This is a genomic window from uncultured Pluralibacter sp. (assembly GCF_913775985.1).
In the GTDB taxonomy this organism is placed as follows: domain Bacteria; phylum Pseudomonadota; class Gammaproteobacteria; order Enterobacterales; family Enterobacteriaceae; genus Pluralibacter.
On record NZ_CAJYMB010000150.1, the window covers coordinates 37,977 to 52,778 of the forward strand.

At 60.0% G+C, this 14,802-nt stretch carries 11 protein-coding genes; 10 read left to right on the forward strand and 1 reads right to left on the reverse strand.

Translation table 11 applies throughout. The features are described from left to right. Window positions 1–25: 25 nt before the first annotated feature. The 9 genes from QZ766_RS20510 (at window position 26) to QZ766_RS20550 (ending at window position 12,531) form a co-directional block, all read left to right on the forward strand. Window positions 26–1,795, forward strand: coding sequence for a GMC family oxidoreductase (locus QZ766_RS20510; protein WP_297206651.1), 1,770 nt, complete (start codon window positions 26–28; stop codon window positions 1,793–1,795). Between the two features lie 4 nt (window positions 1,796–1,799). Then, entirely contained in the window at window positions 1,800–3,071 is a 1,272-nt protein-coding gene (locus QZ766_RS20515) for a cytochrome c (RefSeq protein WP_297207236.1), read from the forward strand. 396 nt (window positions 3,072–3,467) lie between these two features. Further along, a complete protein-coding gene (locus QZ766_RS20520) occupies window positions 3,468–5,639 on the forward strand; it encodes a TonB-dependent receptor (RefSeq protein WP_297206654.1) in 2,172 nt (723 codons plus the stop codon). A 10-nt stretch (window positions 5,640–5,649) separates the two neighbouring features. Continuing rightward, window positions 5,650–6,636 (forward strand): ABC transporter substrate-binding protein, encoded by a 987-nt coding sequence (locus QZ766_RS20525; RefSeq protein WP_297206656.1) that lies wholly within the window; start codon window positions 5,650–5,652, stop codon window positions 6,634–6,636. A gap of 43 nt (window positions 6,637–6,679) precedes the next feature. Next, entirely contained in the window at window positions 6,680–7,711 is a 1,032-nt protein-coding gene (locus QZ766_RS20530; RefSeq protein ID WP_366509461.1) for an iron ABC transporter permease, read from the forward strand. Next, window positions 7,708–8,481 (forward strand): ABC transporter ATP-binding protein, encoded by a 774-nt coding sequence (locus tag QZ766_RS20535; RefSeq protein WP_297206659.1) that lies wholly within the window; start codon window positions 7,708–7,710, stop codon window positions 8,479–8,481. The genes QZ766_RS20530 and QZ766_RS20535 overlap by 4 nt, the downstream gene beginning before the upstream one ends. Window positions 8,482–9,093: 612 nt before the next feature. After that, entirely contained in the window at window positions 9,094–10,638 is a 1,545-nt protein-coding gene (locus QZ766_RS20540; protein WP_297206662.1) for a S8 family serine peptidase, read from the forward strand. Window positions 10,639–10,855: 217 nt separating this feature from the next. Beyond that, window positions 10,856–11,194, forward strand: coding sequence for a metalloregulator ArsR/SmtB family transcription factor (locus tag QZ766_RS20545; protein ID WP_297206665.1), 339 nt, complete (start codon window positions 10,856–10,858; stop codon window positions 11,192–11,194). Window positions 11,195–11,241: 47 nt separating this feature from the next. Continuing rightward, entirely contained in the window at window positions 11,242–12,531 is a 1,290-nt protein-coding gene (locus tag QZ766_RS20550) for an arsenic transporter (RefSeq protein ID WP_297206668.1), read from the forward strand. A 37-nt stretch (window positions 12,532–12,568) separates the two neighbouring features. Here the strand turns inward: QZ766_RS20550 and QZ766_RS20555 are convergent, their stop codons facing one another. Further along, on the reverse strand, window positions 12,569–13,477 hold the full coding sequence (locus QZ766_RS20555) for a LysR substrate-binding domain-containing protein (protein ID WP_297206670.1): 909 nt from the start codon (window positions 13,475–13,477) through the stop codon (window positions 12,569–12,571). 125 nt (window positions 13,478–13,602) lie between these two features. Here QZ766_RS20555 and QZ766_RS20560 point away from each other — a divergent pair, with 125 nt between their 5' ends. Beyond that, window positions 13,603–14,793, forward strand: a complete 1,191-nt coding sequence (locus QZ766_RS20560; protein ID WP_297206673.1) for an MFS transporter — start codon at window positions 13,603–13,605, stop codon at window positions 14,791–14,793. Window positions 14,794–14,802: the final 9 nt, after the last annotated feature.

The window sequence follows — 14,802 nt, forward strand, 5'->3', positions numbered from 1 at the left end:
ATGTCAGTTTTACAACAGGATTATCATGTCACAGATTACCAAAAAGGACGTTGATGTCGTCGTGTGCGGACTCGGCTGGGCCGGGTCGCTGATGAGCATCGAGCTGGCGCAGGCGGGGCTTACCGTCCGGGCGCTGGAAAAGGGGCCGGACCGCAGCTACGCCGACTTTGCCTATCCCAAACCGGCGGATGAATACGCCTACGCCGTACGCAACCGGGTGATGACCACCCCGGCGGCATCCGCCGTCACCGTGCGCTACACCCTCAACGATACGGCGCTGCCGACGCGAAAATGGGGCGCGTTCGTGCCGGGCGGCGGCGTGGGCGGCTCCGGGCTGCACTGGACCGGCGTGCTGATCCGCCCGACGCCGACGGACATCAAGCTGAAAACCTACGTTGACGAAGCCTACGCCCCTGGCATCCTGCAGGATGATATGCGGGTGCGGGATTTTCCTTTCAGCTGGGAGGAGATCGAACCCTGGTTCGACAAGTTCGAGCATATTTGCGGCCAGTCCGGCACCACCGGCAACCTGCGGGGCAAAATACTGCCCGGCGGCGATCCCTTCGAAGGGCCGCGCTCGAATCCTTATCCGCTCCCGGCGCTGGAAGACACGCTCAATAACGTGATGTTTGCCGAGGCGGCGAAAAAGCTCGGCTATCATCCGTTCCCGAACCCTTCGGCCGCGGTCTCCCGGGCCTGGACTAACCCCTACGGCAACCAGATTGCCCCCTGCAACTACTGCGGCTACTGCAGCAAATACCCGTGCCTCAACTACTCTAAAGCCTCGCCGCAGACTGCGGTGATGGACGCCCTGAAACGTCTGGAGAATTTCTCTTACGAGGTGAACGCCAACGTGATTAAAGTGGTGCTGCACGACGATAAAAAAACCGCCAAAGGCGTTGTCTACATCGACGAGCAGGGCAACGAGTGCTTCCAGCCGGCAAAAATCGTGGTGCTGAGCAGCTTCCAGCTCTATAACGTCCACCTGATGCTGCTCTCCGGCATCGGCCAGCCCTACAATCCGATCACCGAAGAGGGCGTGGTGGGGCGCAACTACGCGTTTCTCTCCAACGGCGGCGCGACGCTGTTCTTTAAAGACAAGCACTTCAATCCGTTTATCGCCGCGGGCCCGACCGGGCAAATGTTTAACGACGTCTCGCCGGGCAACTTTGACGGCCCCGGCCTCGGGCTGCTCGGCGGGGCGAAAATCCACAGCTCCCAGGCGACCGGAACCCCCATCGGCACCGCGCTGCCGAAAGGCACCCCCGCCTGGGGCGCGGGCTGGAAAGAGGGACTGGAAACCTGGTATGGCCATTCGATGAAAGTCAGCATCACCACCAGCTGCATGTCCTACCGGGACGTTTATCTCGATCTCGATCCGACCTACACCAACGAGCACGGCCAGCCGCTGCTGCGCATTACCTTTAACTGGAAGCAGAACGAGCTTAAGCTCCAGCAGTATCTGAAAGGCGTGGTGGGCAACATCGTCAACGAACTGAATCCGGACAGCTACAGCATGAGCTTCCTGCCGATGGATGCCGATTTCGATCTCACCAAATACGTTTCCACCCACAATGTGGGCGGGGCGATCATGGGGGACGATCCGCGCACCTCCGCGCTGAACAAGTACCTGCAGAGCTGGGACGTGCATAACGTCTTCGTGCCGGGCGGCAATGCCTTCCCGCAGAATTTCCAGGCTAACCCCACCGACACCATCGGCGCCATTACGCTGATGGCGGCGCAGGCGATCAAAGACCGCTATCTGCAAAATCCCGGCCCGCTGGTACAGGTATAAGATGATGAACGTATTGAAATTTAACCGCCGCGCGCTGGCGGCGCTGGTTCTTCTGGCATCCGGCCTGCCGTTCTGCGCCCGCGCCGATGACGACGCGGCGCTGATTAAGCAGGGAGAATACCTCTCCCGGCTGGGGGACTGCATGGCCTGCCACTCTGTCCCCGGAAAACCGGCCTACGCCGGCGGGCTGGCCATCGAGTCCAACCTCGGCACCATTTACTCCACCAACATTACGCCGGACAAAACCCACGGCATCGGCAGCTACAGCGAAGCGCAGTTTGCTGACGCGGTGCGTAAAGGTGTTCTGCCCGACGGCACGCGGCTCTATCCGGCGATGCCCTATCCGGACTACGCCAAAATCAGCGACGAGGATATTCACGCGCTGTACGTCTATTTCATGCAGGGCGTTCCGCCCAGCAGCGAGCAGCCGCCGGCGACCGATCTGAGCTTCCCTTTCAGCCAGCGCTGGGGGATCCGCTTCTGGGATCTGTTCTTCACCGCCGAAGGGCCGTTTAAGCCCATCGCGGGCGCGTCGGCCCAGGTGAACCGCGGCGCCTACATTGTGGAAGGCCTCGGCCACTGCGGCAGCTGCCACACGCCGCGCGGCTTTGCTATGCAGGAAAAAGCGCTCGACAGCGGCGATGCGGCGTTCCTCAGCAGCGGCAACCTCAACGGCTGGGAGGTTCCCTCCCTGCGCGGGCTGCCGCGCTGGAATGAGCAGGAGATCGTTGACTACCTGCAAACCGGGCGCAACGACCGCGCCGCTGTCGGTGGTGAAATGACCTCGGTGGTGGAGCACAGCAGCGCCTGGATGCACGACGACGATCTGCAGGCGATTGCCGCCTATCTCAAGTTTCTCGGCGGCAATCCCGCCCTGCAGCGGGGGGACGAATCCGCCCGCCGGGCGACGCAGGCCCGCCTGACGGCGGGGCAGGGGCTCAGCGTCGGGGAGCGGCTGTACGTCGATAACTGCGGCGCCTGCCACTTCGCCAGCGGCCAGGGCGCGCCGAAGATCTTCCCGCAGATCGACGGGGCAACCCTGGTGAACGCCGCGGCGCCGGACGGGCTGATCCACACCATTTTGGCCGGGGCCCAGCTGCCCTCTACCGAAAAAGCGCCGTCGGCGCTGGCAATGCCCGGCTTTGCCGGCCGCCTCAGCGACGACGACGTCGCGCAGCTCGCCACCTTTATCCGCCAAGGCTGGAGCAACAGCGCCCCGGCGGTGACGGAAAAACAGGTCGCCGAGGTGCGTCAATCGCTGAAAAAGGATAAGTAAGGAGCATTGTCCACAGCCGGCAGCGGAGGGTTCTCACTGCCGGTTTTTTATTCATGGGGCACTACCGATTCGCAGGCCGCGCGCCAACAGCAGATCCCACGCGTAAACCCTGGTGCAGCCAGGCAGGGCGCGTAACATTGCCGCCTTAAGAAACTAAAGTAATTGAATATCTGTTAACCACCCGTTTTTTATTCACCGCATCTTTATCACTGCTCAGACGTGATGATACCCACGCAATTTTGAGCCTCTGGTTCTGCAAGCCTGACCGCACGGGATAGCCCGACCAACGATACAAACTTCCGCTGACGAATACTTACAAAATTCTTTTGATCTCAGACAACGCTTTCAGGGCTAATACGATCGTAATATATTTGTTTATATAGCGATTGGTGAGTGATGAAAATTAAAACAACGCTGGCGGCGCTGCTGCCGGTTCTGGGTCCGGCCGTGCTGCAAAATGCGCTGGCGGCAGCGCCGCACGCGCCTGAAGAGCAAATGGTTGTCACGGCCAGTCCCGCAGCGGACAGCACAGACGCCGCCGCGGGCGCCGGATTCAAAACCGACGATATCACCGTCGGCCCGCTGGGAAACAAGGCGTGGATCGATACGCCTTACTCCTCGACGACGGTCACCAAAGAGATGATTGAGAACCAGCAGGCCCAGAGCGTCAGCGAACTGCTGAAATACTCGCCCAGTACCCAGATGCAGGCCCGCGGCGGAATGGACGTCGGGCGTCCGCAGAGCCGCGGCATGCAGGGCAGCGTGGTGGCCAACAGCCGGCTCGACGGCCTGAACGTGGTATCCACCACCGCCTTTCCGGTGGAAATGCTGGAGCGCCTCGACGTGCTGAACAGCCTTACCGGCGCGCTGTACGGCCCGGCGAGCCCGGCGGGCCAGTTTAACTTTGTCGCCAAACGGCCTGGTGAGCAGACGCTGCGTAAAGTATCGCTGGGCTATCAGGGCCGCGGGGCGGTGACCGGCCATGCCGATTTGGGCGGCCACTTTGATGACCAGCACCGCTTCGGCTATCGGCTCAACCTGCTGAACCAGGACGGCGAGGGCAACGTCGACGGCAGCACCCTGCGCCGCAAGCTGGCGGCGGTGGCGCTCGACTGGGATATCCAGCCGGGCACCCAGCTGCAGCTGGACGCCAGCCACTACGAATTTTTGCAAAAGGGCTATCCGGGCAGCTTCAGCTACGGTCCGAACGTTAAGCTGCCCTCCGCGCCGAACCCGAAAAACAGAAACCTGGCGCTGAAAACCGCCGGTAACGATCTGACCACCGACACCATCAGCACCCACCTGATCCACTATTTCAACGATGACTGGTCGATGAATGCCGGTGTCGGCTGGCAGCAGGCGGATCGCGCCATGCGCAGCGTCAGCAGCAAAATCGTCAACAATCAGGGCGATATGACGCGCTCGATGAAAGACTCTACCGCCGCCGGGCGTTTTCGGGTGCTGAGCAATGCCGTAACGCTTAACGGCCGCCTGATGACCGGCAGCGTCAGCCACGATCTGGCGATCTCCACCACCGGCTACGTCTGGTCGCTGTACAGCGCTAAACGCGCCGGCGGCAGCTACAGCTGGGGAACCACTAATATCCACGATCCCTCGCGCATGGGCGAGCAGGGCGACGGTAAAATTCATACCGGCGGCCCGCGCTACCGCTCCAGCGTCAACAGCCAGCAGAGCATTACCGTCGGGGATACCGCTACCTTTAATTCGCAGTGGTCAGCGATGTTTTTCCTCAGCCAGAGCTGGCTGCAGACCAAAAACTACGCAAAGCACGGCGGCAAAACCGGTGAAACCAACGAAGACGGCTTCAGCCCGAACGCCGCCCTGATGTATAAAATCACGCCAAATACGCTGGCCTACATCAGCTACGCCGACTCGCTGGAGCAGGGCGGCACCGCCCCCACCGATGACAGCATCAAAAATGCCGGCCAGACGCTCGATCCTTACCGCAGCAAGCAGTACGAAATCGGCCTTAAATCTGACGTCGGCGGCATGAACCTCGGCGCGGCCCTGTTCCGCCTCAAGCGCCCGTTTGCCTACGTCAACGCTGACGATGTGTATCAGGAGCAGGGCAAGCAGGTGAATAACGGCCTGGAGTTGACCGCCACCGGTAACCCGTGGCAGAACCTGAACCTCTACAGCGGCGTGACCTTCCTCGATCCTAAACTGAAAGACACTGCCAGCAGCGCCACCCGCAACAAGCGCGTGGTCGGCGTGCCGAAAGTGCAGGCCAACCTGCTTGCCGAGTACAGCCTGCCCGCAATGCCCGAACTGGTGTACAGCGCTAACGTGCACTACACCGGCAGGCGCGCGGCGAACGATACCAACACCAGCTATGCCAGCAGCTACACCACCTGGGATCTGGGTACCCGCTACACCACCCGGCTGAGCAACGTACCAACCACTCTCCGGCTGGTGGTGAACAACGTCTTCGATAAGCACTACTGGGCCTCTATTTTTCCGTCGGGTACCGACGGCGATAACGGCTCACCGAGCGCCTTCCTCGGCGGCGGCCGGGAAGTGCGCGCCTCGGTAACCTTTGATTTTTAATGGAGACAAGATGAACATCTTTCGCCTGGCGGCGGTGCTGCCGCTGCTGCTGTGTGCGGGTCTTTGGGCCGCAAGCAGCCATCCGGGGGTGCGCATTGCGACGCCGTGGCCGGCGCAGAATACCGTAGTGGCGATGCTCGGCTACGGCGACAGCATCGTCGGCACCTCAATGATTGCAAAAGCGATCCCGCTTTTTCGCCAGAGCGTGCCGGGTATTGCGCAGGTGCCCGCCATCAGCGCCAGCGGCGGCGAGCTGAACGCCGAGCAGGTGATTGCCCTCGGCGCTAATCTGCTGTTTGTCGCCGATAGCGGCACTGAACTTCCCCGGCAGGCGCTGCTGGCCCAGGCCGGCGTGAAAGTGGTCTCCTTCAGGGCCAACGCTATGGCGGCGCTGGTCCAGCGGGTGCAGCAAACGGCCGACGTGCTCGGGCCGGACGCCCGGCAGAAGGCGCAGCGCTACCGGCGCTATTTTGAACGCAATGTCGCCCTGGTTGCCCGGGGACTCAAAGGCCTTCCCGCCTCCGGGCGCATCCGGCTCTATCACAGTATGGGTAACCCGCTGATGACCTCCGGTCGCCCGTCCCTGAATCAGGACTGGATGGACCTGGCCGGGGCCGCTAACGTGGCCGAACACTGGTTTGACAGCAGGCCCGGACGCTCCGGGGACGTGGCGGCAGAGCAGGTCATCGCCGCTAATCCGCAGGTTATCGTGGCGATGAACAAGCGCGATGCCGACAGCATCCTCGCCTCGCCCCAGTGGGCCAGCGTGGATGCCGTGCGCCATCATCGGGTGTACGTCAATCCGAAAGGGATGTTCTGGTGGTGCCGGGAAACCAGCGAGGAGGCGCTGCAATTTTTATGGCTGGCAAAAACGCTCTACCCGGAGCGCTTTAAGGACGTGGATATGCGCGCGGAGACGCGGGGTTTTTACCGGCAGTTTTTCAATCTTAGCCTCTCCGATCGTCAGCTTGACGACATCCTGAATCCGCCCCAGTGAGGACGCCGTGTCTGAATCTCATTATTTATCAACGCCTGAGTCTGTGGCACGCGATTTACGCCAGGCGCAGCTGAAAAAAGGCGCGATCCTGGCGGCGATGCTGGCGCTTATCGCCGCTTCGCTGCTGCTGGACTTCGTGCTCGGCCCGTCGGGACTGACGCTTGCCACCCTTGGGCAGACGCTGCTGCATCCGGACGGCGTTAGCGCCCCGCTGCGCATCATCGTCTGGGATATTCGCCTGCCCTCGGCGCTGCTGGCGCTGCTGGTGGGCATGGCGCTGGGGCTGGCGGGGGCGGAGATGCAGACCATCCTCAACAACGCCCTTGCCAGCCCGTTTACCCTCGGGGTGTCGTCGGCCGCTGCCTTCGGCGCGGCGCTGGCTATCGTACTGGGGCTGAGCCTGCCGGGCGTGCCCCAGAGCGCGCTGATCCCGGCAAATGCCTTCGGCTTTGCGCTGCTCTCCGCTCTGCTGCTTGACGCCGTCGCCCGCGGGCTGCGGGTCAGCGGCACCGGCGTTATTCTGCTGGGCATTGCAATGGTCTTCACCTTCAACGCGCTGGTGTCGGTGATGCAGTTTATCGCCGATGAAGACACGCTCCAGGGGCTGATTTTCTGGACGATGGGCAGCCTGTCGCGCGCCACCTGGGATAAGGTGGCGATCCTCGGCGCGGCGCTTGGCGTCGTGCTGCCGTGGTCGCTGCGTTCGGCCTGGCAGCTCACCGCCCTGCGCCTTGGGGAAGAGCGCGCCGCCAGCTTTGGGGTCAACGTCCGGCGGCTGCGGCTCAATGCGCTGCTGCGCATCAGTCTGCTCGCCGCGCTGGCGGTGGCTTTCGTAGGGCCCATCGGCTTTATTGGCCTGGTCGCGCCGCACATGGCGCGCCAGCTGCTGGGCGAGGACCACCGATACTATCTCCCCGGGAGCCTGCTGACGGGCGGGCTGCTGCTCTCTCTGGCGTCGGTGGCCTCAAAAAATCTGCTGTCGGGCGTACTTCTGCCGGTAGGGATAGTAACGTCGCTGGTGGGGATCCCGCTGTTTCTGGCGATCGTGATGCGCCGCCGCGGGGAGCTGTCATGACCGGATTAGTGATAAAAGATCTCAGCGCCGGCTACCGGCGGCACAGCGTCATTGACGCGCTGACGCTTCCCCGCCTGCAGCCGGGAGAAGTGACGATGCTGCTGGGGCCGAACGGCTGCGGTAAATCCACGCTGCTGCGCGCCGTTGCCGGGCTAAACAACGCTCGCGGAGAAGCGTGGCTGAACGCTAAAAATCTGCTTTCCCTCTCCTGTGCCGACAGGGCAAAAGAGGTGGTCTATCTGCCCCAGACGCTGCCCTCCGGTGTCCATCTGCAGGTGCTGGAATCGGTTCTCGCCGCGCGCCGCGCCAGCGGCGGTCGCAGCATGAAGGAGGATCGGGCGCAGGCCCTTAGCCTGCTGGCGTCGCTGGATATCGCCGGGCTGGCAATGTGCTATCTGGACGCGCTTTCCGGCGGGCAGGCGCAGCGGGTAGGGCTGGCCCAGGCGCTGATCCGCAGTCCGTCGCTGCTGCTGCTCGACGAGCCGCTGAGCGCCCTCGACCTGAAATATCAGCTGCAGGTGATGGACATTATCCAGCGCGAAACCCGCGCGCGCAGGATGGTCACCCTCATGGTGGTGCACGATATCAATCTGGCCCTGCGCCACGGCGGGCAGGTGCTGATGATGAAGGACGGACGGCTCGCGGCCAGCGGCTCCCCGCAGGCGGTCATCACCCCTGAAAACCTGGCCCGGGTCTACGGCGTGCGCGCCCGGGTTGAGCGCTGCTCGCAGGGGCAGCCGCAGGTTATTGTTGATGGGATGCTGGCTTAACGACTGGCGTGGTGTTGGCGGCACAGACGTGAATGATGCTGGTGCATTATTTGCTTGCCGCTGACAGTATTTCTCTGGCTTTCGGCTGTATGCGGTGAATATTCGTCGGCCAGCTGGCGGAATACGCGTTTATAATCTTTGCTCTTTTTCGCTGTCGTTATCTGTCCGGGGAAAAATTGCCATCTGTTATTAACCTGCCCAGCTTTTACAGTAGTAAGGCACGGAAATACAGCGGGTGGTACCCTTTGTGACTACTTTTTAATTTTATTTCCACGATCATGATGTGTATATCAAACATCGAAATCATCTATGCTTTTTTGCTCAGTCAATGTCATGCGGCAGGGCTTGATTAATCTAATTATTACAATTCGTTATCCGGATTTTTTAACGGGTAATTAAGATATGCACACTCACATTATCCGCCTCAAATATAATGACATAAAGCCACGAAAATAAAAGCATAGTCATTTTTGTTCTATGCGAAAGCGGCTAATTTACTTTACCTGAAACATAATTAATGTAATAAGACCCTGCAGGTCTCTTTTGTTACCTTTTTTTACTTCAGGTAATACGCATTAATTAAACATTAGGGTTAAAAAGGATATTAGCAATATGAAATTAAAATCTCTGGTGCTGGCGCTCAGTCTGTCAGCGTCTCTGCCCGCGCTTGCCGGGCAGGTAGATTATTATGCCGGACAACAGGTTGAGTATCCGCAAATCGTCATTAAATATGCGAAAGTCTATCCTCAGCCTCGTTCGGGAATTAAGGTTATTGGCGCCGATATCACCGACCCGCAGGGGAATGCGCTATCGCCGAAAAAACTGTTTACGCTCTCCGAGACGCGTTCCGGTGACGACGCTGACGATCCGAACGGGTTAAATCGCTTCTACGCTATCGATCTGCCGGCCGATAAGCAGAAAGATCCCGAGTATATCAACCACGTACTGGATACTATCTCGCAGCTACCGCAGGTTGAGCTGGTGTATCCGGCGGCCAGACCGGCGTCACTGGATAACAGCAACGACGGAGACGGCACAAATTCCGGGCAGGGCAGCAAGAGAACATCGGCCAGAGCCGAAGCAGATCCCGTCGACACTACGCCAGACTTTACCCCGCTTCAGGGCTACCTGCAGGGGCCCGAGCCGATCGACAACCCGTCCGCACCGGAAAACCTGCGCAGCCTCGCGATCGGCGGTATTAACTGGCAGAACGTAAAAGATCGCCCGGGGGCACAGGGGCAGGGCATTACCATTATCTCCAATGAGGCGGGGCGCTGGGATGAGGAGCATGTCGATCTTCCCAAAGCCTATCAAAAGTTTGGCATCAGGCTCAGCATCTTTGATTTCAGTGATTATATACGGCCGGTTGCAGGCCACGATACCAGCAGCGTCGGCATTATGGCCGGTAAAGACAACGGTTTTGGCATTACCGGCATTGCCAATAAAGCCCGTTTTGGTTATGCAATGGACGATCCGCAAGCGCTGTTAAAAGCCGGGGCCACCCTCCGCGCCGGCGACGTCGTGCAGGTGGGGTTACATACCTGGAACCCGTTCTGTAAGACCGATGATGAGGTCTGCAGGGAGCGCTTTGTGCCTATGGAAATTGAAGCCGCGTGGTTTTCGGCGATTAAGTCGCTAACCGACAAAGGCATCATCGTCGTGATCGCCGCGGGTAACGGCAATGAGAATCTGGACAGCCCGCTCTACGGCGGTCGATTCAATACTGCCGTGCGCGATTCGGGGGCGATTTATGCCGGTGCTTTCTGCTCGGCGGACGGGAAAAAAGCCGACTTCTCGAATTACGGCTCCCGGGTGACTACCTCGTCGTGGGGATGCTGGAACGTGGTATCCACCACCACAGCAGACAGTAAAGGTGAAAAACTGTATACCGCAGGCGGCCCGCACAACCAGTACAGGGCCAATTTTGCGGGGACATCGTCATCAAACCCAATTGTGGCGGGCGCGGCGGCGAGCCTTTCCGGCTACGCGAAGTCGAAAAATATTCTGCTGAACTCGCGCCAGGTGCGCACGATCCTGGCGGAAACCGGCACGCACCTGAAGGGATCCGGCGGTCGGGAAGATGACGCCTCTGTCATCGGCACGCAGCCGGATCTGGTTCGCGCCTTCGAGCGGGTGGATAAACTGAGTCATCAATAAGCGTTGACCGCGGGCGGAGAAGCCGCCCGCGGTGTTCAGTGTCTTTAGTTTCGTATACGACGCCCTTTCCGGTGTGGCCTTTTCCTTCCGATAATTTTTATTCGCTGTTTTTAACATAAATCATAAAAACAGCATCAACACATATGCTTTTTCGAATGTAATTAATGATTTTATCTCCCCGCCGCGTACCCTCTTTTACACAAACAAGGGAGGACGGATGATGCTCACTTCTCTACAGCTTTTTAAAAACCTTTCCGATGAAACCCGGCTGGGTATCGTGCTGGTGCTCCGGGAGGCGGGCGAACTGTGCGTCTGCGATCTCTGCGCTGCGCTGGAGCAGTCGCAACCTAAAATATCCCGCCATCTGGCGATGCTGCGGGAAAGCGGCCTGCTGCTGGACAGCCGGCGGGGAAAATGGGTGCACTACCGGCTGTCGCCGCAGATGCCCGCATGGGCGGCACAGATTGTCGAGCAGGCCTGGCTCAGCCAAAGGGACGCAGTACGCGCCATTGCCGGCAGGCTGGATTCGGTCAGCAGCAATATGCGCTGCTGCTAAAAAATAACTAAATACATATGAATTTTCGAATGTAACTGGAGGGGAGCATGTTTTTGGCAGGCGCAATTTTTATCCTGACCCTGGTGCTGGTTATCTGGCAGCCCAGGGGCCTGGGGATCGGCTGGAGTGCCTCACTTGGGGCGGTGCTGGCGCTGGCGTCGGGCGTGGTTCACATAGCTGATATCCCGGCGGTATGGCACATCGTCTGGAATGCGACTGCAACCTTTGTGGCGGTGATTATCATCAGCCTGCTGCTCGATGAATCCGGCTTTTTTGAATGGGCTGCGCTGCACGTTTCCCGCTGGGGCAGGGGACGAGGCCGTCTGCTCTTTACCTGGATAGTCCTGCTCGGCGCGGCAGTAGCGGCGCTGTTCGCTAACGACGGCGCGGCGCTGATCCTGACGCCCATCGTGATTGCCATGCTGCTGGCGCTGGGGTTCAGCAAGAGCACGACGCTGGCCTTCGTGATGGCTGCGGGATTTATTGCGGATACCGCCAGCCTGCCGCTTATCGTGTCGAACCTCGTGAATATCGTCTCGGCAGACTTCTTCGATCTGGGCTTTACGCGCTACGCGTCGGTGATGGTACCGGTCGATATTGCCGCCATTGCCGCCACGCTGCTGATGCTGCACCTGTTTTTTCGCCGGGATATTCCGCCGGTCTACGACCTGGCGCTGCTCAAGTCTCCCGCTAAGGCCATCAAAGATCCTGCCACCTTTAAAACCGGCTGGGTTGTGCTGTTCCTGCTACTGGCGGGCTTTTTTATTCTTGAGCCTCTCGGGATCCCGGTCAGCGCCATCGCCGCTGTCGGCGCGCTGATTTTGCTGATGGTTGCCCGACGCGGTCGCGCCATCAATACCGCAAAGGTGCTGCGCGGCGCGCCCTGGCAGATAGTTATTTTCTCGCTCGGTATGTATCTGGTGGTCTACGGCTTGCGCAACGCCGGGCTGACCGAGTACCTCTCCAGACTGCTTAACGTGCTGGCGGGGGAGGGCCTGTGGGCCGCCACGCTGGGCACCGGGTTTTTAACCGCCTTCCTGTCGTCAATCATGAACAATATGCCGACCGTGCTGGTGGGCGCACTCTCCATTGACGGCAGCACTGCCGCCGTGGTGATCAAAGAAGCGATGATTTATGCGAATGTTATCGGCTGCGATCTGGGGCCAAAAATTACGCCAATCGGCAGCCTGGCAACCCTGCTATGGCTGCACGTTCTCGCACAGAAAAAAATCAAGATTGGCTGGGGAACCTACTTTCGTACCGGGATTGTTATGACGCTGCCGGTGCTGTTAATCACGCTGGCCGCGCTGGCGCTGCGCCTCTCGCTGCCGCTGTAACGTTCGGTTATCTTCCGGGCCAGGGCACGCCGCGTGGTTACCAGCTGTACCGGCGGCAGGCTTCTCGCAGCAGAGTAAGAAAGCGTTGCGCATTGGTGGTCATCGCCGACTTTTGTGACCAAACCGCGCAGTATTGCGCAGAGGGGAGCCCGTCGATGGGCAGCACCGCCAGCTTATCCTCCATTTGCCACGGGCTGGCGGCGGCCCGCGCCACAATCGTCAGATAATCGCTGCTCAGTACCATATTCAATCCGGTTATCACCGAATCCGTCCGCAGCGGGGCCACCGATATCTGGCGATAAAAGGCCGCCAGCTCGTTTTGCAGGTGGTGATAGTAGCCCTCCGTGGATTCCGGCAGCAGCCAGCGGGCGCTGCGCAGCGCGAACAGGTCGCGCTCGTTAGCCAGCGGGTGCCCTTTTCTGGCAATGATGCAGAAAGGCGCGGTAAACAGCGGCTCAATCATCACCCCCTCGGGCGGGTGCATCGGATCGATGCTGCCGATAGCGACGTCAATTTCCCCCTGACGAATCCCCGGCAGCAGCGAGCTGAGCTGCCCCTCTTTGATTGTCAGCGTGACCTGCGGCAGAGCGTTTTTAAAGGTTTCGGCCAGCCCCGGAAATACCGTCAGCGCAATCAGCGACGAAAAGCCAACGGTCAGGCGACCGTGGCTGAACTGGCTTATCTGCTCCACCTCTTCGGTAGCGCGGCGCAGCTCCTCCATGATCCACTCCGCCCGCCGGGAAAACGCCTGACCGGCTTCCGTCAGCGCCGCGCCTTCGCTGCTGCGTAAAAAAAGCTGCGTACCTAAAGTTTGCTCCAGCTCACGCATGGCGCGGCTGAGCCCCGGCTGGGTAACGCCCAGCTCCCGGGCGGCGGATCGCAGGCTTCCACGCCGCGCGACGGCTCTGAAAGCCTGCAGCTGGGCCATTTTCGGCAGGTATTTCACGGTGGGTCCTATAACAAAAAAGCATCGCGTATAAGAAAACTATATCTTCCCGCCGCCGGGGTAAAGCCCTAGTCTGCGACGGATCGCAATGGGCGTACCTTTCTGTTTTCCTTAGGATGAGAAGAATGAAAAGTCAGTCACAGATGATTTTGCTGCTGTTTGTGGGTTACGCGTTCGTCTACCTCGACAAAACCGTCACCGGCTTTGCCCTGCTGCCCATTGAAAAGGAGTTCGGCCTCAGCACCTCGCAGCTGGGACTTATCACCGGCGTCTTTTTTCTCGCCTACTCGCTTTTTCAAATTCCGGCTGGCTGGCTCAACGACCGCATCGGTTACAAAACGATGCTGCTGCTGTCCCTTTCGATGCTCAGGCTATGCGCCATCCTGTTTGGCGCGCTGGGCGCGAGCTTCGGCCTGCTGCTGCTGTTCCGCTTCCTGGCGGGCGTGGGCCACTCGGGCTATCCCTGCTCCTGCGCGAAAGCGGTAGTCAGCAACTTCAGCGTTGAAAAGCGCACTTTTGCCCAGTCGGTACTGCTCTCCTCCGCCGGGCTGGCGATGACCGTTGGGCCAATTGTGGCGGTAGCGGCGCTGTCGCAGCTGGGCTGGCACCGCGCTTTTATTACTCTCGGCATTCTGGCCTGCGTGATGGCGGGGCTGATGCTGCTGCGGGTGCCTGCACCTGCCGCGCCCGCAAAAGAAAAGGCGCACGGCGGCGCGTCAGGGCTGTGGCGCAATCCGACGGTGCTGCTGCTGTTCGTCGCCATTTTCTGCGTCAATATTCCCAGCTACGGATTAATGAGCTGGCTGCCGCGCTTTCTGGTGGACGGCATGGGGATGCCGATGACGCTCTCGGGCTACATTTTTGCTGTCGGCGGCGCGGGCATGTGGTGCTCGTCGCTCTGCACCGGCTGGCTGGTGGGTAAATACTTCTTCGGCCGCGAGCCGCGGGCGATCCTGGTCTGCGCCACCCTCAGCGCGGCGGCCATTCTCGGTATCTTTTACGCTACCACGGCGCTGGCCGCCGGCATCTTGCTGTTCGTCTGCGAGATTTTTCTGATGGCGACCTTCGTGACGCTTTTTACTCTGCCGATGAAGCGTCTGCCGGAAAACGTGATGGGTGCCGCAATGGGATTTATTAACACCGGCGGCACGCTGGGCGGCTTCATCTCGCCAATTGTGATTGGCTTTCTGCTGGACCGAAGCAGCAGCTATCAGAGCACTTTTATCTTCCTCGCCGCGTCTATGCTCTGCGCGGGCGTGGCTATTTTGCCGCTGATGCGGCGAAAAACGTCCGCATCTGTATCCGCTCTTAATTAAAGGATCGCT

Coding starts and splice junctions, on each gene's coding strand:
- QZ766_RS20535 (WP_297206659.1), top strand. CDS start 7,708: ATGACCGGATTAGTGATAAAAGATCTCAGCGCCGGCTACCGGCGGCAC.
- QZ766_RS20515 (WP_297207236.1), top strand. CDS start 1,800: ATGAACGTATTGAAATTTAACCGCCGCGCGCTGGCGGCGCTGGTTCTT.
- QZ766_RS20520 (WP_297206654.1), top strand. CDS start 3,468: ATGAAAATTAAAACAACGCTGGCGGCGCTGCTGCCGGTTCTGGGTCCG.
- QZ766_RS20560 (WP_297206673.1), top strand. CDS start 13,603: ATGAAAAGTCAGTCACAGATGATTTTGCTGCTGTTTGTGGGTTACGCG.
- QZ766_RS20540 (WP_297206662.1), top strand. CDS start 9,094: ATGAAATTAAAATCTCTGGTGCTGGCGCTCAGTCTGTCAGCGTCTCTG.
- QZ766_RS20510 (WP_297206651.1), top strand. CDS start 26: ATGTCACAGATTACCAAAAAGGACGTTGATGTCGTCGTGTGCGGACTC.
- QZ766_RS20545 (WP_297206665.1), top strand. CDS start 10,856: ATGATGCTCACTTCTCTACAGCTTTTTAAAAACCTTTCCGATGAAACC.
- QZ766_RS20525 (WP_297206656.1), top strand. CDS start 5,650: ATGAACATCTTTCGCCTGGCGGCGGTGCTGCCGCTGCTGCTGTGTGCG.
- QZ766_RS20550 (WP_297206668.1), top strand. CDS start 11,242: ATGTTTTTGGCAGGCGCAATTTTTATCCTGACCCTGGTGCTGGTTATC.